19 protein-coding genes are annotated in these 19,809 nt (G+C 60.5%); 7 read left to right on the top strand and 12 right to left on the bottom strand.

The features are described from left to right. Positions 1–3: 3 nt before the first annotated feature. The 4 genes from FA92_RS04670 to hutI form a co-directional block, all read right to left on the bottom strand. Positions 4–723 carry an ABC transporter permease subunit gene (locus FA92_RS04670; RefSeq protein WP_013357242.1) on the bottom strand — a complete coding sequence of 240 codons (720 nt, stop codon included), beginning with the start codon at positions 721–723 and terminating at the stop codon, positions 4–6. A gap of 12 nt (positions 724–735) precedes the next feature. Next, entirely contained in the window at positions 736–1,584 is an 849-nt protein-coding gene (locus tag FA92_RS04665; protein WP_033782427.1) for a transporter substrate-binding domain-containing protein, read from the bottom strand. Between the two features lie 307 nt (positions 1,585–1,891). Next, entirely contained in the window at positions 1,892–2,683 is a 792-nt protein-coding gene (hutG, locus tag FA92_RS04660) for an N-formylglutamate deformylase (protein WP_033782425.1), read from the bottom strand. Continuing rightward, a complete protein-coding gene (gene hutI / locus FA92_RS04655; RefSeq protein WP_033782422.1) occupies positions 2,680–3,897 on the bottom strand; it encodes an imidazolonepropionase in 1,218 nt (405 codons plus the stop codon). The genes hutG and hutI overlap by 4 nt, the downstream gene beginning before the upstream one ends. Before the next feature lie 81 nt (positions 3,898–3,978). Between hutI and FA92_RS04650 the strand changes: the two genes are divergently transcribed. After that, the gene (locus tag FA92_RS04650; RefSeq protein ID WP_033782420.1) at positions 3,979–5,334 is read left to right on the top strand and encodes a formimidoylglutamate deiminase; all 1,356 of its coding nucleotides are present in this window, start codon (positions 3,979–3,981) and stop codon (positions 5,332–5,334) included. Continuing rightward, complete coding sequence (locus tag FA92_RS04645; RefSeq protein ID WP_033782417.1) at positions 5,331–5,873, top strand: HutD family protein; 543 nt, start codon at positions 5,331–5,333, stop codon at positions 5,871–5,873. The genes FA92_RS04650 and FA92_RS04645 overlap by 4 nt, the downstream gene beginning before the upstream one ends. On the opposite strand, the gene hutC is transcribed toward FA92_RS04645, so the two are convergent. Continuing rightward, a complete protein-coding gene (gene hutC / locus FA92_RS04640) occupies positions 5,857–6,612 on the bottom strand; it encodes a histidine utilization repressor (protein WP_013357236.1) in 756 nt (251 codons plus the stop codon). The genes FA92_RS04645 and hutC overlap by 17 nt on opposite strands. Positions 6,613–6,938: 326 nt before the next feature. Between hutC and hutH the strand changes: the two genes are divergently transcribed. From hutH to FA92_RS04625, 3 genes are all read left to right on the top strand, one after another. Beyond that, complete coding sequence (gene hutH, locus FA92_RS04635; RefSeq protein ID WP_013357235.1) at positions 6,939–8,489, top strand: histidine ammonia-lyase; 1,551 nt, start codon at positions 6,939–6,941, stop codon at positions 8,487–8,489. Between the two features lie 15 nt (positions 8,490–8,504). Next, the gene (hutU, locus tag FA92_RS04630) at positions 8,505–10,190 is read left to right on the top strand and encodes a urocanate hydratase (protein WP_013357234.1); all 1,686 of its coding nucleotides are present in this window, start codon (positions 8,505–8,507) and stop codon (positions 10,188–10,190) included. Between the two features lie 200 nt (positions 10,191–10,390). Continuing rightward, entirely contained in the window at positions 10,391–11,548 is a 1,158-nt protein-coding gene (locus FA92_RS04625) for a M20 aminoacylase family protein (protein ID WP_033782415.1), read from the top strand. A 1-nt stretch (position 11,549) separates the two neighbouring features. On the opposite strand, the gene ybiB is transcribed toward FA92_RS04625, so the two are convergent. The 4 genes from ybiB to FA92_RS04605 form a co-directional block, all read right to left on the bottom strand. After that, complete coding sequence (gene ybiB / locus FA92_RS04620; protein ID WP_033782413.1) at positions 11,550–12,515, bottom strand: DNA-binding protein YbiB; 966 nt, start codon at positions 12,513–12,515, stop codon at positions 11,550–11,552. 26 nt (positions 12,516–12,541) lie between these two features. After that, positions 12,542–14,710: an ATP-dependent DNA helicase DinG gene (gene dinG, locus FA92_RS04615; protein WP_033782412.1), complete on the bottom strand. Its 2,169-nt coding sequence runs from the start codon at positions 14,708–14,710 to the stop codon at positions 12,542–12,544. Positions 14,711–14,833: 123 nt separating this feature from the next. Continuing rightward, positions 14,834–15,352, bottom strand: coding sequence for a GNAT family N-acetyltransferase (locus FA92_RS04610; RefSeq protein WP_013357230.1), 519 nt, complete (start codon positions 15,350–15,352; stop codon positions 14,834–14,836). Further along, positions 15,349–15,912, bottom strand: a complete 564-nt coding sequence (locus FA92_RS04605) for an XRE family transcriptional regulator (RefSeq protein WP_013357229.1) — start codon at positions 15,910–15,912, stop codon at positions 15,349–15,351. The genes FA92_RS04610 and FA92_RS04605 overlap by 4 nt, the downstream gene beginning before the upstream one ends. Positions 15,913–16,061: 149 nt before the next feature. On the opposite strand from FA92_RS04605, the gene FA92_RS04600 reads away from it, so the two are divergent. Together FA92_RS04600 and FA92_RS23550 are read left to right on the top strand one after the other, a co-directional pair. Continuing rightward, positions 16,062–16,796: a MerR family transcriptional regulator gene (locus tag FA92_RS04600; RefSeq protein ID WP_013357228.1), complete on the top strand. Its 735-nt coding sequence runs from the start codon at positions 16,062–16,064 to the stop codon at positions 16,794–16,796. Between the two features lie 87 nt (positions 16,797–16,883). Further along, positions 16,884–16,991 (top strand): hypothetical protein, encoded by a 108-nt coding sequence (locus FA92_RS23550; RefSeq protein ID WP_013357227.1) that lies wholly within the window; start codon positions 16,884–16,886, stop codon positions 16,989–16,991. On the opposite strand, the gene FA92_RS04595 is transcribed toward FA92_RS23550, so the two are convergent. Genes FA92_RS04595 through FA92_RS04585 form a run of 3 tightly spaced genes read right to left on the bottom strand, consistent with a single transcriptional unit; the run spans position 16,972 to position 19,806 of the window. Further along, entirely contained in the window at positions 16,972–17,703 is a 732-nt protein-coding gene (locus FA92_RS04595) for an ABC transporter permease (protein WP_033782410.1), read from the bottom strand. The two genes, FA92_RS23550 and FA92_RS04595, sit on opposite strands and share 20 nt — an antisense overlap. After that, positions 17,691–18,638: an ABC transporter ATP-binding protein gene (locus tag FA92_RS04590; protein WP_033782408.1), complete on the bottom strand. Its 948-nt coding sequence runs from the start codon at positions 18,636–18,638 to the stop codon at positions 17,691–17,693. The genes FA92_RS04595 and FA92_RS04590 overlap by 13 nt, the downstream gene beginning before the upstream one ends. Further along, on the bottom strand, positions 18,631–19,806 hold the full coding sequence (locus FA92_RS04585) for an ABC transporter permease (RefSeq protein WP_033782405.1): 1,176 nt from the start codon (positions 19,804–19,806) through the stop codon (positions 18,631–18,633). The genes FA92_RS04590 and FA92_RS04585 overlap by 8 nt, the downstream gene beginning before the upstream one ends. Positions 19,807–19,809: the final 3 nt, after the last annotated feature.

The raw sequence follows: 19,809 nt of genomic DNA, 5'->3' as shown, positions 1-19,809 counted from the left end.
TCCTTAATGCTGCGCAGCGGTGCGGCTTTGCCAGGCGCGGCCAAGACGGGATTCGGCGCGCAGAAAGGCGCGGTTCGACAGCAGCGTCAGCAGCAGGTAACAGGCTCCGCCCACCAGGTAAAAGGAGAAGTAGTCACGGGTCGAACCGGCCGCAATCTGGCTGGCCCGCATCAGCTCGACAATGCCGGTCACCGACACCAGCGCCGAATCTTTCAGGCTCATCTGCCAGACGTTTGACAGGCCGGGCAGCGCATAGCGCGCCACCTGCGGCAGCAGAATGCGTTGCCGGATGCGCCAGCGCGGCATGCCAATCGCGACAGCGGCTTCAATCTCCCCTTTCGCCAGTGCCAGTCGTGCGGCGCGGTAGACTTCCGCCTGGTAAGAGCCGGAGATAAGCCCGATAGCCAGCGCCCCGATCAGAAATGGCGGCGCTTCGATAAAACCGTCCGCGCCAAACAGCTGTCCGATCTGCGTGATCAACCCCGATCCGCCGAAGTAGAACAGGTAGATCACCAGCAGCTCAGGAATGCCACGGAAGATCACCGAGTAACCTTCCCCCAGCCAGCGCACCGCCCGGTGCGGCGATAACTTCGCGGCAGCAACGCCCGACCCCACCACCGCGCCAACCAGCAGTGCGGCAAACGACAGCAGCAGCGTGGTCAGCGTGGCACTCAGAATCAACCGTCCCCAGCCGTCCGGGCCAAAACTCAGCAGGCTTATCATCCGTTACCTCTCTCAGGGTGTGACGTCAGTTTTGAACCATTTCTCGCTCAGCTTTTTCACTGTGCCGTCGGCCAGCGCGGCTTTGATCGCCTGATCCAGTCGGGCTTTTAGATCGTTGTCTGCCATGCGCACGCCCAACGCCTCGCCCTCACCCCAGATCGGGCCGCCCAGCTGTGGACCGCTGAAACTGAGGTTACGGTTATCCGGTCGCGCCAGCATCGACTGCGCAAAGGTCACATCATCAAACACCGCATCAATGCGTCCGGCCTGCAAATCGAGGATCGCATCGGCTGAGCTGGTGTATTCGCGCACATCCGCCACATCTTTGAAGTATTTGTCGATAAACGGCGTGTAGACCGTGCCGGAGGCGATACCGATCGTTTTGCCCTTCAGCGCGGCTTTCAGGGGTGCAATGGCAGGCGCTATGGTTTTTTCATCGTCGGTAAGTTTGATGATCTTACTGTCGGCGGGCAGCAGTGACCCTTTTACCGTGATAAAGGTGGCGGGCGTGGAGGCGTAAGGGACGGTGAAATTCACCACTTTTTTGCGGTCGGGCGTAATCACAATCGCATCCATGATCACGTCATATTTTCCGGCATTCAGTCCGGCGATCATGCCATCCCAGTTCTGTACCACCAGCTTGCACTGAATCGCCATGCGCTGGCAGAGATCCGCCATCAGCTCTGGTTCGAAACCGCCCAGCTTGCCGCCCGGCAGGGTGAGGTTCCAGGGTTCATAACTGCCTTCAGTGGCAATGGTGATGGACTTCCACTCTTTAGCCTGGGCGCTGACGCCACAGAGCAGCAGACTGGAAACAAGCGTAGTGAGACATAAACGACGAAGGGTCAGAGGGTGCATCATACGGTTCTCCTGAAAGTAGCGGCCTGGTGATCGCCCTGCGAGATTTAACATAAATTTCACAGGATGATATGTCATGTATATACAAGTTAACGCAGTGCAGTTCATTGCCGGCTTTATCATTTTGTGAGCCAGACGGGATTTATTCAGATTGAGCACGCGCTGCAGCACTTGTACATACAACCAAGCAAAGGTTATGCCAGCTCTGCAAAAGCGACGAATGGAGGCGGAAGCAAGGGAGCAGCCAGACAGGCTGCTCTCACCTGCACCCGATTAGCGCAGCGCTGCACCAGGGCGGCGCATCGCAGATTTATTGCGGTCTGGCCTGTGCCAGCATGGTGTGGATCATCGCCTTTAACACTTTTTGTAACCCCGCGGCACGCGCCTGCTGCCAGGCATAAGGCGGGGTTTCATCCATGTAGTTCAGCTGCGCCAGCTCCAGCTGAACTGCCTCAATCTGCTGCTGAGGCTGGCCATAGGCGCGGGTGATGTAACCGCCTTTAAAGCGGCCGTTGAGCACCCAGCTGTAGTCGGTCTGGGCCGCACACACCGCCTCAATCGCCACGCTCATTTCAGGCGTGCAGCTCGCGCCGTCGTTGGTGCCGATGTTGATATCGGGCAGCCGCCCCTCAAACAGGCGGGGGATTTCACTGGCGATGGAGTGGGCGTCAAACAGCAGCGCATAGCCGTGCTGCGCTTTAAGCCGCGACAGCTCCTGCTGAATCTGCTGATGGTAAGGTTGCCAGATTTGATCGATGTAGCCCTGACGCGCCGTGGCATCGGGCGTTTTGCCTGGTGCAAAGGTCGGCGTGCCGTCGAACAGGGTTTCCGGGAACAGGCCGGTGGTGGCAGTGGTATAGAGTGGCTGATTATCGGGCGGACGATTAAGATCGACCACAAAACGGGAATAGCGGCCGATTAACACACTGGCCCCGAGGTCACGCACAAAATCATACAGCAGCGGGATGTGCCAGTCGGTGTCAGGCAGGCCGCGCGCGGCCTCGCTCAATCCGGCGTCCACCTCAGGCGTCAGTTCAGTACCGGCGTGGGGAATGCTGACCAGCAGCGGCAGGCTGCCCTGGGAAAAATAGAAAGGGTTCATTGCGGTTCTCCACGATAGATAACAGTACAGGACAGTTCACCACCCAGCCAGTAAACCAGTTCTGCCGGACGTGCCAGCGGCCAGTGGACGAAGTTTGCCACTTTACCCGCCTCCAGCGAGCCGTGACTCTCCGCCAGCCCCAGCGCTTTTGCCCCCCACAGGGTGACGCCCGCCAGCGCCTCTTCCGGCGTCATGCCAAACAGCGTACAGCCCATATTGAGCATCAGACGCAGCGACAGCGCGGGCGACGTGCCGGGATTGGCATCGCTGGCCAGCGCCATCGGCACGCCGTGGCGGCGGAAGAGATCCACCGGCGGACGCTGGGTTTCGCGCAGCAGATAAAACGCACCGGGCAGTAGCACCGCCACGGTGCCATGCTGCGCCATCGCCCTGGCATCCTCTTCGGTGGCATATTCAAGATGATCAGCTGAAAGCGCACCATAGCGGGCCGCCAGTGCAGCACCACCCAGCGCGGAAAGCTGTTCTGCATGCAGTTTCACCGGCATGCCCAGCGCCACCGCCCGGTCAAACACCCGCGCCACCTGCTCCGGGGAAAAGGCGAGATGCTCGCAGAAGGCATCCACCGCATCCGCCAGCCCCAGCGCCTGCACCTGCGGCAGCAGACGGTCGCAGATGATATCGACCCAGCCATCCGGGTCGTGCTTAAACTCCGGCGGAAAGGCGTGCGCCGCCAGGCAGGTGGCGTGGACATCGGCGGCCACGCTCTCGCCCAGCTGACGAACCGCCCGTAGCATCCGCAATTCGCTCTCTTCATCCAGACCATAGCCGGACTTGATCTCCACGGTGGTGACACCCTCGGCCAGCAGGCGGTCGAGTCGCCAGCGGGCCGAGGCCACCAGCTCCTCTTCCGTCGCCGCGCGGGTTGCGCGCACGGTGGAGAGAATGCCCCCGCCCTGCGCGGCAATCTCTGCGTAGCTGACGCCATTCAGACGCTGTTCAAACTCCTGGCTGCGGTCGCCGCCAAACACCAGGTGAGTATGACAATCCACCAGCCCCGGCGTCACGATACCGCCTGGCAGACGATGATGCCGATCGGCGACGAAGGCGGGCATCTCCGCTTCAGGCCCGACCCACACCAGCCTGCCCGCCCGCACCACCAGTGCGCCCTGTGGGATCAGATGGTACTTTCCGTCACGCATGGTGACCAGGTCGGCCCCCGTCCACACCGCCTCTACGCGCATCTCTTCTGTCATCGCTGCCTCATGCCTCCACCGTTTACACTGTGCCTCAAAGTATGTATATGTATATACAACCACATCCGATGAGGATCAACCATGGCGACTTTTTTTGCCCCGCGCGCACTGCTGGCGGAGGGCTGGCAGCAGCAGGTACGTATTACGGTCAATCAGGCCGGTTTTATCGACTCTATTTCCCCGGACAGCCACGCCGATCAGGCCATCCGCCTCAACGGCGAGGTGATCCCGGCCATCGCCAACCTGCACTCGCACGCCTTCCAGCGGGCGATGGCGGGTCTGGCCGAAGTGGCGGGCGATCCACAGGACAGCTTCTGGACATGGCGGGACCTGATGTACCGCATGGTGCAGCGCCTGACGCCAGAGCAGGTGGGTGATATTGCCGCCCTGCTCTACATCGAGATGCTGAAAGGCGGCTACACCCAGGTAGCAGAGTTTCACTATCTCCATCACGACCCCAGCGGCGCGCCCTACAGCGATGACGCGATGCTGCAACAGCTGATTGAAGCGGCGGAGATTGCCGGTATCGGCCAGACAATGTTGCCCGTGCTCTACAGCTACAGCGGCTTTGGCAGCCAGCCTGCGGCGGCGGGTCAGAAGCGTTTTATCCAGCAGACTGACCACTACCTGCAACAGCAGGCGCGGCTGGATGCGTTGCAGCAGCGGCGGCCCCTGCTGAACCGGGGCATCTGTTTCCATTCGCTGCGGGCAGTAAGCGAAAGCCAGATGAATGAGGTGCTGGCGGCCAGCGATCCGGCACTGCCGGTGCATATTCATGTGGCTGAACAGCAGAAAGAGATCAATGACTCGCTGGCGTGGAGCGGCGAGCGTCCGGTAGCCTGGCTGCTGAACCGCTTTGCGGTGGATGCGCGCTGGTGCCTGATCCACGCCACCCATCTGGATGAGAGCGAACTGTCGCGTCTCGCGCAAAGTGGCGCGGTAGCGGGTCTCTGTCCGACCACCGAAGCCAACCTCGGTGACGGCATCTTTCCGGCAGTGGAGTATATCGCGCAGGGCGGACGCTGGGGCATCGGCTCCGACAGTCACGTCTCGCTGAGCGCCCAGGAAGAGTTGCGCTGGCTGGAGTATGCGCAGCGGCTGCGCGACCAGCGCCGCAACCGGATTACCCTGCCCGGCCAGCCGTCGGTGGGCGATTTGCTGTGGCAGCAGGCCGCGGCGGGCGGAGCCCAGGCGTGCGGCATTCAGCAGGGCGCGCTGGCGGTGGGACAACGTGCCGACTGGCTGGTGCTGCGCGATGATGCATGGCTCGGCAGCGTGGATTCACATGCGGTGCTGAACCGCTGGCTGTTTGCCGGACAGCGCGATCAGATTCGGGACGTTTATGTGGCGGGTAAGGCCGTGGTTGAAGATGGGGTGCATCCGCAGCAGGCGGCGTGTGCTGCACGCTTTGCTCAGGCGATGGCGGCGCTGCGATGATCGCCCGGTTCAGGTACGACGATCTGGCGGTCAGCCACTGGCGCAACGGCGGCGGCGAAACCCGCGAAATCATCAGCTTCCCGCCCGGCGCGGAGCATTTCGGCTGGCGCGCCAGCATTGCGACCCTGGCGCAGGATGGTCCCTTTTCCGCCTTTCCGGACATCGATCGGGTGATTACCCTGCTGCATGGCGATCCGGTGTTGTTAACCGCGCCCGGCGTGCAGCACCTTTTAACCCCGCACAAGCCGTGGGCGTTTGCCGGAGAACTTGCCTTAACAGCGCAACTGCAGGGTAGCGTCAGCGAAGATTTTAATATCATGACCCGACGCGGTGAATGGCAGGCTACGGTGGAGGTGGCTACCGCGCCGGTCAGTAGTCTGCACGGCGTCGCCTGGGTGCTGGCGGGGGCGTGGCAGACCGCTGACGGGGAAAGGCTGACCGCGCAACAGGGCGCGTGGTGGGTCGATGAAGAAACACAACTCAGCCCGTGCGAGCCGGATGCCCGGCTGCTGTTTACCCGGCTTAACCGTGTCCCCTGAAGCGGCCCAGCAGTTTGTAGCGTGAGCCGGGATAGAGCAGTCGCGCATAGGTGACGATTTTCGTGTCGCTCCAGGTCTGACGGCGAATCAGCAGGCAGGGTTCATGTTCATCCAGCGACAGATGTTTACGCTGACGCGCATCGGGCAGCACCGCTTCAACAATGTGCTCGCCTGCCGTCAGCGGCGCGACCCGCATCAGATAGGTATAGGGCGTCATCTGCTGATAATCCTGCGTCAGGTAGTCGGGCGCGACCAGCGGATTGACCAGACGGTCCTCAAGCTGCACCGGCAGATCATTTTCGTAATGCACAATCAGCGAATGGTAGAGCGTCTGTCCGGTGGTGAGCCCCAGCACGGCGGCCTGCTCAGGATCGGCTTTGTCCTGACCGATAGCGAGAATTTTACAGCTGTGCTGATGACCGCGCTGAGCGATCTCATCGGCGATGTTATGCACCTCCAGCATAGCGGTATAGCCTTTCATCTCCGCCACGAAGGTGCCGACGCCCTGCATCCGCACCAGAAAACCTTCGCTGGTCAGTTCGCGCAGCGCCCGGTTAATGGTCATGCGGCTGACGCCCAGCTCATTCACCAGTTCACTTTCTGATGGCACACGCTGATTCGCTTTCCACAACCCTTCACGGATCTGGCTGACGATGGCCTGCTTCACCCGCTGATAAATCGGGGCGGGTTCATCGCTCATTGCCGCCGCCAGTTGTGCCAGTGCCGTATGCTCGACCATTTGCTGTTCCTTATGCTGAAAGTCCCTTAAGTTTACTGTCTCACTGCGTGAATGTATATACATCCAGTAGCGCGCGCCGTGCCTCACTGGTGCAGTCTGCGCATCCTGATGGTGCACTCGCTCCGTCGTGTTTAACCCGCGACCCGCGCCAGGTGGACATTCGATTTTTGTGATCGGTCTGGCACGGCACTTGCTTAGTCTGTTTGATTGTATAGACAAGCATAGACAAGAATTAACGCTTATGTTTCACTCGCATTATTCCGCTGGTTCAGGGCATGGAAAGCAGCTTAGCCTTGCCAGCACACTTGTATAGACAGGAGTAGACTATGTCAGGTTCGTTTCAGGCATTGCGCCTGGTGCCCGGCGAGGTGGACCTCGCCACATTACGCGCTATCTATCAGGGTAACGTCACGCTGAGTCTTGACGACAGTGCGCGTCAGGCGATTGCGGCGGCGCAGCAGACCGTGGAGACGATTGTCGCCTCCGGCAACGTGGTGTATGGCATTAATACCGGCTTTGGCAAGCTGGCACAGACGCAAATCCCGGCCAGCCGGCTGGCGGATCTGCAGCGCAATCTGGTGCTGTCACACAGCGTCGGGCTGGGCGATCTGCTGCCCGACAATGTCACCCGCCTGGTGGTCGCCACCAAAATCATCAGCCTGGCGCGCGGTCACTCTGGCGTGCGTATCGAACTGGTTGAGGCGCTGCTGGCGCTGTTCAACGCGGGCGTAATGCCCTGCATTCCGGAAAAAGGCTCGGTCGGCGCCTCTGGCGATCTGGCACCGCTGGCGCACATGTCGCTGATGCTGCTGGGCGAAGGTCAGGTACGGGTCAATGGCACGCTAATCCCGGCAACCGAGGGACTGGCAAGCGTTGGCCTGTCGCCGTTTGTGCTCGGTCCGAAAGAGGGCCTGGCGCTGCTCAACGGCACCCAGGTTTCGACTGCGCTGGCGCTGCGCGGCCTGTTTGAAGGTGAGAACCTGTTTGCCGCCGGTCTGATGGCCGGTGCGCTGTCGCTGGAAGCGATCAAAGGCTCGCTGAAACCGTTCGATGCCCGCATCCACAAGGCGCGCGGCCAGCAGGGCCAGATTGCCGTCGCGGCAGCCGTCAGCACCCTGATTGAGGGCAGTGAAATTCTGCAGTCCCATACCCATTGCGGCCGCGTTCAGGACCCCTACTCCATCCGCTGCGTGCCCCAGGTAATGGGCGCCTGCCTGGACAACGTCAGCCACGCGGCGCGAATTCTGGAAATCGAAGCGAACGCCGCCTCGGACAACCCGCTGGTATTCAGCGACAGCGGCGATGTGATCTCCGGCGGCAACTTCCACGCTGAGCCGGTGGCTTTTGCCGCTGACATCCTGGCGCTGGCAATTGCCGAAGTGGGTGCCATTTCGGAACGGCGACTGGCGCTGCTGCTGGACAGCGGCTTATCCGGTCTGCCGCCCTTCCTGGTGCGTGACGGCGGCGTAAACTCCGGCTTTATGATCGCCCAGGTCACCGCCGCCGCGCTGGCTTCTGAGAACAAATCGCTGGCCCATCCGGGCAGCGTCGACAGTCTGCCGACCTCAGCGAATCAGGAAGACCACGTCTCCATGGCGACTTACGCCGCCCGCCGTCTCGGCAGCATGTGCTTTAACAGCGCCGCCGTAGTGGGCATCGAGGCGATGGCTGCGGCGCAGGGCATCGAATTTAACCGGCCACTCAAAAGCTCCACGCTGATTGAGCAGGCCATCGACACCATTCGCGAGCAGGTCGCCTTCCTTGAGGAAGATCGTCTGCTGGCACCCGATATCGAGGCAATGCGTCAGTGGGCAAGTCGCACTGACTGGCCTCAGGCATTGACCGCGCTGCTGCCGAGCATGCGCCCAACTTCTTGAATTAAGGAATACTTCATGAGCGAAACTCTTTCTCAGGCTGTGGCACGTGAGATTCGTGCACCACACGGTACTACGCTGCACTGCGCCAACTGGCTGATTGAAGCGGCTTACCGCATGATTCAGAACAACCTCGATCCCGATGTCGCCGAACGTCCGGAAGATCTGGTGGTATACGGCGGCATCGGTAAGGCAGCACGCAACTGGGAATGCTTCGAGCAGATCCTGCGTTCGCTGCGGGCGCTGCAGCCGGATGAGACGCTGCTGATTCAGAGCGGCAAGCCGGTCGGCATCTTCCGCACCCACGCAGATGCGCCGCGCGTGCTGCTGGCAAACTCCAACCTGGTGCCGCACTGGGCGACCTGGGATCACTTCCATGAGCTGGATAAAGCGGGCCTGATGATGTACGGCCAGATGACCGCCGGTTCCTGGATTTATATTGGTGCGCAGGGCATCGTGCAGGGCACCTATGAAACCTTCGTGGAAGCGGGCCGTCAGCATTATAACAATGACCTCAGCGGCCGCTGGATCCTCACCGCCGGGCTGGGCGGCATGGGCGGCGCACAACCGCTGGCGGGTGTACTGGCCGGGGCCTGTGTGCTGGCGATTGAGTGCCAGGAGTCACGCATCGATTTCCGTCTGCGTACCCGTTACGTCGACTACAAAGCCACCACGCTGGACGAAGCGCTGGCGTTAATCAGCGAAGCCACCGCCGCCAAAAAAGCGATTTCGGTCGGCCTTCTGGGCAATGCCGCTGAGATCCTGCCGGAGCTGGTGAAACGCGCCCAGGCGGGTGGACCGAAGCCGGACATCGTGACCGACCAGACATCGGCGCACGACCCGATTAATGGCTATCTGCCGATTGGCTGGGATCTGGCGCGCTGGCAGCAGGAGCGCGTCTCACAGCCGAAAGCCGTTGAGAAAGCAGCCCGTGCTTCTATGGCGGTTCATGTCCAGGCGATGCTCGACTTCTGCCATATGGGCATCCCGACCGTGGATTACGGCAACAACATTCGTCAGGTCGCGCTGGACGAGGGTGTCAGCAACGCGTTCGATTTCCCTGGCTTTGTGCCAGCCTATATCCGTCCGCTGTTCTGCGAAGGCAAAGGCCCGTTCCGCTGGGTCGCGCTTTCCGGCGATCCGGAAGATATCTACAAGACCGACGCCAAACTCAAAGAGCTGTTCCCGCACCACAAAACGCTGCATCGCTGGCTGGATATGGCGCAGGAGCGCATCGCCTTCCAGGGCCTGCCTGCCCGTATCTGCTGGCTGGGACTGGGTGAACGGCATCTTGCCGGTCTGGCGTTCAACGAAATGGTCCGCAACGGCGAGCTGAAAGCGCCGGTCGTGATTGGCCGCGACCATCTCGACTGCGGCTCGGTCGCCTCTCCTAACCGTGAGACCGAAGCGATGAAAGACGGCTCCGATGCGGTCTCTGACTGGCCGCTGCTCAACGCCCTGCTGAATACCGCTGGCGGCGCAACCTGGGTCAGCCTGCATCATGGCGGCGGTGTCGGCATGGGCTTCTCACAGCACTCCGGTGTGGTGATTGTCTGTGACGGCAGCAAAGAAGCTGATGCGCGTCTGGGTCGCGTATTGTGGAACGACCCGGCCACCGGTGTGATGCGTCATGCCGACGCGGGTTATGAGCTGGCACAGCAGTGCGCGGCTGAACATGGCCTGAACCTGCCTATGCAGAAGTAATCCTTTGACCGGGGCGAGCAGCAGCTTGCCCCGTTTTCCCCCGCTATTCCATTCTTACCCTCTGGCATAAACATCACTTCCTTATTACTTATTCCATTTTGATTTAGCCTATAGCCAGATTTAGTCCTGACGGCGATAGACGCCGCATCACCCGACCACTAAAGTGAAATCTTCTCATTCTGTATGGAGCGCGACTCTGCATGACCCTTTCCCCTGCCCTGCTTGAAGATGCCCTGCGCTGGCGTCGTGAGTTTCATCGCCACCCCGAATTAGGTTACCAGGAACAGCAAACCAGCCAGTTTATTGCGGAAGAGTTAGCGCGGGCGGGATTGCAGGTGTTCCGTGGCCTGGCGGGCACCGGCGTCATCGGCACACTGGAAAATGGTCCCGGCCCGGTTATCGGGCTGCGTGCAGATATGGATGCGCTGCCGATTACGGAAAAAGGTGATGCCGAGTGGCGTTCTGCGACGCCAGGCGTGATGCATGCCTGTGGACACGACGGCCACAGCGCTATTCTGCTGGCTGCCGCCCGCCAGCTGGCCGCCACACGTCAGTTCAGCGGCACGGTGCATTTCATCTTTCAGCCTGCCGAAGAGAATCTGGGCGGGGCACGCAAAATGGTGGAAGAGGGGCTGTTCCAGCGTTTTCCGATGGATGTGATCTACGCCATGCACAACTGGCCGGGACTGCCGCTCGGCTCACTGGCGGTCAACCCTGGCGCGATGATGGCGTCGCTGGATTCGTTTGAAATTACGCTGCACGGCAAAAGCTGCCACGCGGCGATGCCGGAAAGCGGTGCCGACCCGATGGTGGTGGCGGCCGAGCTGATTCTGGCGCTGCAGACCATTCCGTCCCGCCGGCTCTCGCCGCTGGCGTCAGCCGTGGTCAGCGTGACGCAGATTCACGGTGGTGAAGCGATTAACGTCATCCCGGAGCAGATTGTTTTACGCGGCACGGTGCGCTGCCTGCAGACCAGCGTGCGCGAAAAAGTGCGCGGGCTGATTGATGAGTTTGTCGCAACCCTGCCGCGTCCGTTTGGCGTGAGCGGTGAGATTGAGTGGCTGCCGGGCTATCCGGTCACCGCCAACCATGTGGCCCCGGCTGAGCAGGTGCGCGAGGTGGCGCTCTCAACACTGGGTGCTGAACAGGTTCACTGGCAGGTTAATCCATCGATGGCGTCAGAAGATTTTGCCTGCATGATGGAAGCCTGTCCCGGCGCTTACTTCTGGCTGGGCGCAGACGGCGAAGCGCCTTCCGCGCCGCTGCACAACGCCCGCTATGACTTCAACGACGCGCTGCTGCCGATTGGCATCCGTTTCTGGCAGAACCTGGTTGAACAGGCGCTGCCGGTAGCCTGAGTCAGTACCCGGCGGCGAAGATCTGCTGCTCTGCCGCTGCCAGCGAGTCGCACTGGCCGCTGGCGCGCAGGCAGCAGGCGAGCTGCAGTCGCAGTGACGCAGGCACCGGGCGCTGCTGATTCAGCACCTCTTCGGTCCAGCGCGCCGTCACCTCTGCCGTCTTGTCTGCCGGCAGTTCAACGGCCACTTCTGGCTGACGCTCCACCCACACTTCCGCTTCCGCGCCTGCACCCTGAATCATACTGATCGCCGGGCAGCGCTGGGGATTGGCATAGACTTCCCCCTCGGTGCCATTGAGCAGTATTGCAGGCGCATCAATGTCGCTGAAGAATTTCGCCACACGCGGTACATATTCAGGATGCGAGACGCTCGACAGCCGCAGCGCCGCCCGCTCCGCAAACGGCGTGGCCAGTTTTGCCAGCGTGTGGGCGCTGTTACGCACGCCCATCCGCCAGCGCAGCGATAGCTGTTTCGCCATTGGCGGGCAGAGATGATCGATGGTGATAAATGCCAGGCCCTGATTGAGTTTTGCCTGCGCCGCCTCTGCGGTGGTGACGGGGGCGATACCCAGCGCGGCAAACACCGCTTCGCTGGTGATGCGTGTCGCGTCGTCGCTGACGCCGTGTACCAGCACCGGGAAGCCAAGTTTCACCAGCAGCAACGCCAGCAACGGTGTAAGATTTCCCTGCCGGCGTGCGCCGTTGTAGCTGGGGATCACCACCGGCATCGGGCGGTTTTCCGGCGCACGCAGCTGCATCATCTGCGCCTGCATCGCCTGATAAAAGCCGCGCATTTCGGCTTCACCTTCGCCTTTAATACGCAGCGCAATCAGAATAGCGCCCAACTCCAGATCCGGCACTTCGCCCGCCAGCATCGCGCCATAGAGCGCCACGGCAGTATCAAAGTCGATATTGCGGGCATGATTTTTACCGCGCCCCACCTCTTTAATGATTTTATTCAGTTCCATCACTCGCTTCCGGTTAAGTGCGCGGCTCAGCGCCGCGTGGGACGGCGTTTACGCACGGTGTGCTTTGGCACCACGGTGGCCGGTATCGCTGCCGGCTCTGGCGTTTCCGGCTGCTCAATCGGGAAGATCGGCAGTGCGGCTAACAACCGGCTGCCGTAGGCTTTGCTCAGCAGACGGCGGTCGTAAATCACGATTTCGCCATAACACTGATGGCTACGAATCAGGCGTCCGACCTGTTGAATCAGGGTAAATGAGGCGCTGGGTAAACTCTGCACCTCAAACGGATAGCGCTTCAGGCTTTTCAGCCATTCGCCTTCGGTCAAAATTACCGGACTGTCCACCGGGGGAAAAGCGATTTTGTGAATATGCACCTGACTCAGCAAATCGCCTTTGAGATCCAGCCCCTCAGCAAAGGACTGCAGGCCAATCAGAATGCTGGTGTTACCTTGGGTAACGCGCTGACGGTGCAGATCCACCAGGCGGCTGCGCGGCTGATCGCCCTGCACCAGCATTGAGAGCCGCAGATCGGGCAGACAGGCGACAAACTGCTGCATCGCCCGGTTGCTGGCAAACAGCACCAGTACGCCCTTATGCTTCTTCTCCGCCATCTGCTGACGGAAGAAACCGGCCATCTCGGCGATGTGCTCCGCTTCGTGCGTCATCAGCGGCTCAAGGCGCATCTGCGGGATCACCAGCTTGCCCTGCTCCACATGGTTAAACGGTGAGTCGAGCGCCACAAAGCGGTCGCCCGCTTTTTCGCTAAGCCCCGACATCTCCTGCAGGCGATTGAAGCTGTTGAGCGATCGCAGCGTGGCGGAGGTGACTACGACATGCGGAATTTTACGCCACAGCATCTTCTCCAGCTGGTCGCTGACGCGGATGCCGGCGCAGTGAAACAGCAGATGCGCCTGACCTTCGCGCAGCTCGCGGGTAATCCACTTCGATACCGGCGCGCCAGAGGCTTTTTCCATCGCCGCCAGCCGCCAGAGCTTGCTTACCGATTCGAACCAGCCAAACTGCCGGTTGAGCTGCAGCAGGTTGCGATGCAGCCGCACCATATCGACCTTGCCGGTCTGCTCACTGAGCGCATTAATCAGGCCTTCGCTCAGTCCCCGCAGGGCATCGCTAAGTTTAAACAGCCGGGCGCAGAGATCCAGCAGCTCCTGCGGCAGCGCGCCCAGCACAAAGCGAAATTCGCCCGGCTGATTATTGGGCGGCAGCAACGGATTCAGCGCCTGCGCGGTAATAGTCAGCAGTTCGCGCAGCTCATCGCAGTGCGCCTTCAGCCGTTCCGGATTCGCCAGCGGCGGCGGCGATTTTGGCCGCGTCTGCGTCATGATGCTCTCGACCAGCTTGATAAACAGGTCGAGCTGCAGGCTGCTCCAGCCCGGCGTGATGTCGGCGCTCATCTCCAGCGCATCGCGGGCCACTTCCGGCAGATGATGTCCTTCATCCAGTACCAGCATCAGGTTTTTAGCGGGTGGCAGCACCGACTCATTCTCCATCGCCGCCATCACCAGCGCATGGTTCGCCACCACCACATCCACCTGCTCGATTTCGCGCCGCGCCACAAAGAACGGACATTCACGATACCAGTGGCAGTGCGAACCCAGACAACTCGCTTTATCAGTAGAGAGTCGCTGCCACAGGCTGTCGCTGACGTTCTCCTCGCTGTGATCGCGCAGACCATCCCACTGGTAGCGATCCAGCGATTTCTGTAAGCGGCCACACTGCGTCTGTTCTTCTTTGGTGCTGCTGACGGCGTCATCGTCCAGATAAAGCAGCAGATCGCCCTGCTGATCGTCATCGGCCGCCATCGCCGCCAGATTGCGCGGACAGACATAGCGCCCGCGACCAAAGGCGGCGGTAAAAGTGAGATCGGGGATGATTTTCTTCAGCAGCGGCAGATCTTTGGTGAAGATTTGATCCTGCAGCGCCACGTTGGCGGTGCTGATCACCAGCTGCTTTTCCTGAGCGCGGCTGGCTGCGATGCCCGGAATCAGATAAGAGAGGGTTTTTCCCACGCCGGTCGGCGCTTCGACCGCCAGATGACGCGCGTCGTCACCCGCCAGGCATTTCGCTACTTCGGCGATCATCTGGCGCTGCGGCGCACGCGGAATAAAATCAGGCACCTGCTGCTGAAGCGCTTTATACCACTGCGCTATCTGGCTTTTTACTGCGACTGTCAGGGCCATGATTTGCGTTACCACACCGAAAAAATGGCCTGTATTTTTACACAGTATCCTGGCGACGTCAGCTTTCGCGCCGAATTTTTCGTGCCGTGTCGTAAATTTCAGCGATTGTCCGACGGCGGTGTTTTACGCCAGAACTTTGTACATATAGGTGGTGGCATCCAGCACGCCTGCGATGGATTCGGCATAACAGGGAATCGACCCCGCTACCTGCCAGCCCAGCGAGCGATAGAGGTCGCTCGCGACATCGCCGCTGCGTGTATCCAGCACCAGCAGGGTTTTGCCCTGCGCGCGTGCTCGCCGCTCCGCACGCTGCATCAGTTCACGGGCGATACCCTGACGGCGCGCCTGCGGATGCACCAGCAGTTTACTGATCTCTGCGCGGTGGCGGCCATTAGGCATGCCGCTACGGCTGAGGATGACCGTGGCCACGATGCGACCGTGCTGACGCGCGACGATAAGTTCGCTGTCGCCACTGGTGATGCTGGCGATCCGCTGCTGCCAGAATCGCACCATCACCTCACTATCTTCGGGATCAATAAAGCCGACGCTGGCACCGTCTGCCACGCAGCCCTGCAAAACGTCGGTCAGTTCGCCCAGCAGCTGTTGCGCCTGGGTCGCGCTGAGCGTTGCGTAATCCGTCATGGTTTCGCCACCACCAGTAAGTAACGCGCGCCGTCAGTCAGGTGCGCCTCAAAAGCCGATTTTCCGATCAGATGAAACCGCAGGCAGTCGCCGGGCTGTAGCGTCCACGCCTGAGACCCCATCGTGACGGTGAGACCACCCTCGCGCAGCCAGATATGCTGCTCCAGCCCCTGAATGGGTGGCGCATCATAATCGATACGCGCACCAGGCCGTAACTTGCCCTCTACGAGTTCGCATCTAAAATGAACGGCAGGTGGTGAAATATTCCGGCGGACAAAGCCGCTGGCGTCATCCTGCCACACCGGCTGTTGCTCATTTCTGACCAGCAGCCTGGACTCTTCTTCCACTTCACTGAGCAGACGCGACATCGTTAAGCCGTAGGCGACACACAGACGATTAAGCAATGCAGCCGTGGGACTGGTCTCGCTTCGCTCAATGCGCGATAATGTCGCGCGGCTGATGCCGGTAGCGACAGACAATTCATCAAGAGACCAGCCGCGTTGCAGGCGTAATTCCGCCAGCCGCACCGCCAGTCGTTGCTCCGTATTCAGCTCCGTCATGGGTTTTTCTCATTTTTGGGAATAATTCTCTTTATTGAGATATAGCCTGGAAAAGCCGTATCAGTCAAGTTGTACATTGAGAAATGTATTGTACAACTTAGTTTGCTTCGTTATGGTAATCGCACTCAGACCAATCGAAAGAGGAATTTATGACCTTATACAGTATCGGTGACGTCGCCGAGCGCTGTGGCATAAACCCAGTCACCCTACGCGCCTGGCAGCGTCGTTATGGCTTACTGAAGCCGCAACGTACCGAAGGCGGACATCGTCAGTTTGACGAAGAGGATGTGCAGCGCATCGAAGAGATTATGCGCTGGATTGAAAGTGGCGTGCCGGTCGGTAAAGTGAAGGCACTGCTGGAAGGTGGCGATGTTGATGCACACGATGGCTGGACCACACTGCAGGATGAGCTGATTAGCGTACTGCGCCACGTCAGACCTGCTAAACTTCGTAATAAAATTGCCGCGATTGGTCGCGAACATCCTATTGATGCGCTGATTGATCACGTTTTCATGCCGGTGCGCCAGAAGCTGAGTCTGGATCAGAACACGGCCCGCACCATGTGCAGTCTGCTTGATGGTCTGCTGATCGACTATGTTGCATTCTGCCTGACCGCCAGTCGCAAAAAATCGGGTAAAGATGCGCTGATTATTGGCTGGGGCATCGACGATCGGACACGTATCTGGCTGGAAGGCTGGCGTCTGTCACAGCATGGCTGGCGGATTGATGTACTGGCAGAACCGCTGGATGTTCCCCGCCCTGAACTCTTTCCCGGCATGAATATGTTTGTCTTTACCGGTAAAAAACTGACCCGTCGTCAGCAGGAGCAGCTGTCACACTGGCAGGAACAGGGCTATGGCGTGCGGTTACACGAACCGGCCTGATAATAAAAACGCACGCCGGGCACTTTGCCTCCTGCCTTGCGCGCGCTATTATCCCCGCCTCACTGTTAACAAGCTCAGGTTTCATCCATGAATGTCAAAAAAGCCTTTTTCGCCACGCTGTTTTTCATTATGGCTCTCGGCGGCACCAGCGGTCTGATGCTGGTGGGATACTCTCTTATTGTTCACTCACGCTAAGCCAGCGCTGCAGGCGTTCAAACAGGCGATCGCTCACTATTGCCAGCAGCGCCACCAGTAGTGCTCCCTGAATTACATAAGCTGTATTAAACCCGCTCAGGCCGATAATCACCGGCGACCCCAGACTTTTCGCGCCCACCGTCGAAGCGATAGCCGCGGTGCCGATGTTAATGATTACCGACGTGCGTATCCCGGCGATGATCACCGGTGCAGCCAGCGCCAGTTCAATCTGCCACAACCGCTGCCAGCTACTCATGCCGACCCCGATGGCAATCTCCCGGCTGCTGGCGGGTACGCTATCAATGCCCGCCAGCGTACCCTGTAAAATCGGCAGTAATCCGTACAGCAGCAGCGCCACCACCGCCGGCCACGCGCCAAAGCCCATTACCGGCACCGCAATCGCCAATACCGCCACCGGCGGAATAGTCTGCCCCGCCGCCACGATAGTTTCCATCAGCGGCCGGAAAGCGCGCCCCGCTCGCCGGGTCACCAGCACACCGCTGCCAATGCCGATAACAATGGCCAGCAGGCTGGCGGTGACCACCAGAAACAGATGCGCCAGCGTCAGCTGCCAGAAGCTCTCCTGCTGATAGAGTGGCCGTGCCAGTTCGGGAAACCAGCGGTGAAACAGCGGCCCGCTGTAAGGCATCAGGGTCAGCAGCGCGCCATAGAACAGCACCAGCCACAGCAGCGGATCCCTTAGCCTGCGCATGTTAAGCCCTCGCGCAATTGCAGCAGGTCGCCAAAGTGGAGCACGCCCAGCGGCTGCTGCCGATCGTCAACGACCGGCAGTTTATCAGTGCGCCGGGCGATAAACTGCGATAGCGCATCCCGCAGCGTCAGTGCGGCAGCAATCGGTTCGCCTGCAAACCATTCTCCACGCCGTACCGCATTTCCGACCTGTTCCAGCGACAGCAGCCGGACGCCCATCTCGCTGCGGCCAAAGAAGTCGCGCACAAAGTCATTTTTTGGCTGGGTCAGCAGCTCTGCCGGCCTGCCCTGCTGGACAATTTCACCGTTATCCATCAGCACGATGCGATCTGCCAGCGTCAGCGCTTCGTCGATGTCATGCGTCACCAGCACGATGGTGCGGCCCGACAGCCGATGAATACGCAGCATCTCCTGCTGCAGCACGCCGCGCGTCACCGGATCGAGTGCGCCGAACGGCTCATCCATCAGCAACACTTCCGGGTCAGCCGCCAGTGCCCGCGCCACGCCCACCCGTTGCTGCTGCCCGCCGGAGAGCTGATGTGGATAGCGATTCAGTAGCTGCGCGTCAAGGTTCAGCAGCGCCAGCAGCGCCGCGATGCGCTCATCGATCTGCGCTCTGGACCAGCCCAGCAGGACCGGCACCGTGGCGATATTCTTCCGCACCGTCCAGTGCGGAAACAGGCCAATCGACTGAATGGCATAGCCCATGCGTCGGCGTAATATACGGGCATCGAGCTGGCGAATCGACTCACCGGCAAAGCGGATCTCACCGCTATCAAACTCCACCAGCCGGTTGATCATTTTCAGCGTGGTCGATTTGCCGGAGCCGGAGGTACCGAGCAGTACGCAGAATTCCCCTTTTGCTACCTGCAGCGACAGATTTTTTACCGCCGCTTTACCGTTAAAGGCGCGGGAAACGCCATCAAACTCAATCATCTTTTCTCTCCAGCAGTGAGATCAGCAGGCGGAACAGCGCATCAATGACGACCGCCAGCGCAATCACCGGGATAACGCCCAGCAACACCAAATCCAGCGCACTGCTTAACAGCCCCTGGAAAATAATCGCCCCAAAGCCACCCGCGCCAATCAGCGCCGCCACTACCGCCATGCCCAGCGTCTGCACGACGACGACACGCAGGCCCGCCAGCCAGACCGGCAGCGCCAGCGGCACATCCACCGCGATAAACTGCTGCCAGCCGCTCATGCCCGTACCGCGCGCGCTTTCGCGCACCTCCTGCGGCACCTGTTGTAAACCTACGACCACGCTGCGCACCAGCGGCAACAGTGCATAAAGCACCAGGGCGATCAGCGCCGGGGCCATACCAATGCCGCTGATACCCCAGTCACCGAGCCACGGAAAATGCTGAGCCAGACCGGCCAGCGGCGCAATCAGCAGACCAAACAGCGCCACTGACGGCACCGTCTGAATCACATTCAGTACACCGAAGACGCTTCCCTGCCAGCCGGGTCGCCGGAACAGCATGACGCCCAGCGGCAGCGCAATCATTAACGCAGGCAAGACCGTACCGGCCAGTAGCGTAAGATGACGGCTCAGCGCCGCATCAAACACCGCATGACGGTTGGCATACTCTTTCAGCAGGGAGAGATCGGCGAGCTGGCCACTGAACAGCAGCAACAGCGGCAGGAGCCAGACCTGCAGATTAAGCAGCAGCTGTGCCAACCGATGCGGGGTCAGCTGCCGCACCTGATCGGTGATCAGCAGCAGGATCAGCGCACCGCTGCACCACAGGCCGCTGGCAAAGCTGGTGCGCGCCAGACGGCTGCCCTGCTGACTCAGCAACGTCGCCTGATGACCGCTGAGCCAGATGATCGCCGCCAGCATCAGTTCAGCCGCCAGCAGCGCCACCATCAGCGTGACGCGCCCGGGCTGACGCCACAGCAGCAGCCACAGCGTCACCAGCGGCAGCAGCAACAGCCCGAAGCGGTTTATCTGCCAGCCCATCAGGGGTTCACCCGCCACCAGACGATTCGGGGCGAAGTTAAGGAACGGCAAGGTCACCAGCGCCAGGCTCAGCAGCGTCAGCAGCAGCAAAGCCACCGGCTGCTGAGCCGGACGGCGTATCGCGTCCCGCGATATCTGCATCGG

The organism is Pantoea sp. 9140, assembly GCF_000745295.1.
Taxonomy (GTDB): Bacteria; Pseudomonadota; Gammaproteobacteria; order Enterobacterales; family Enterobacteriaceae; genus Pantoea; species Pantoea vagans.
The sequence above is the reverse complement of the archived record's forward strand: the minus strand, read 5'-3'. Positions and strand labels throughout refer to the sequence as shown.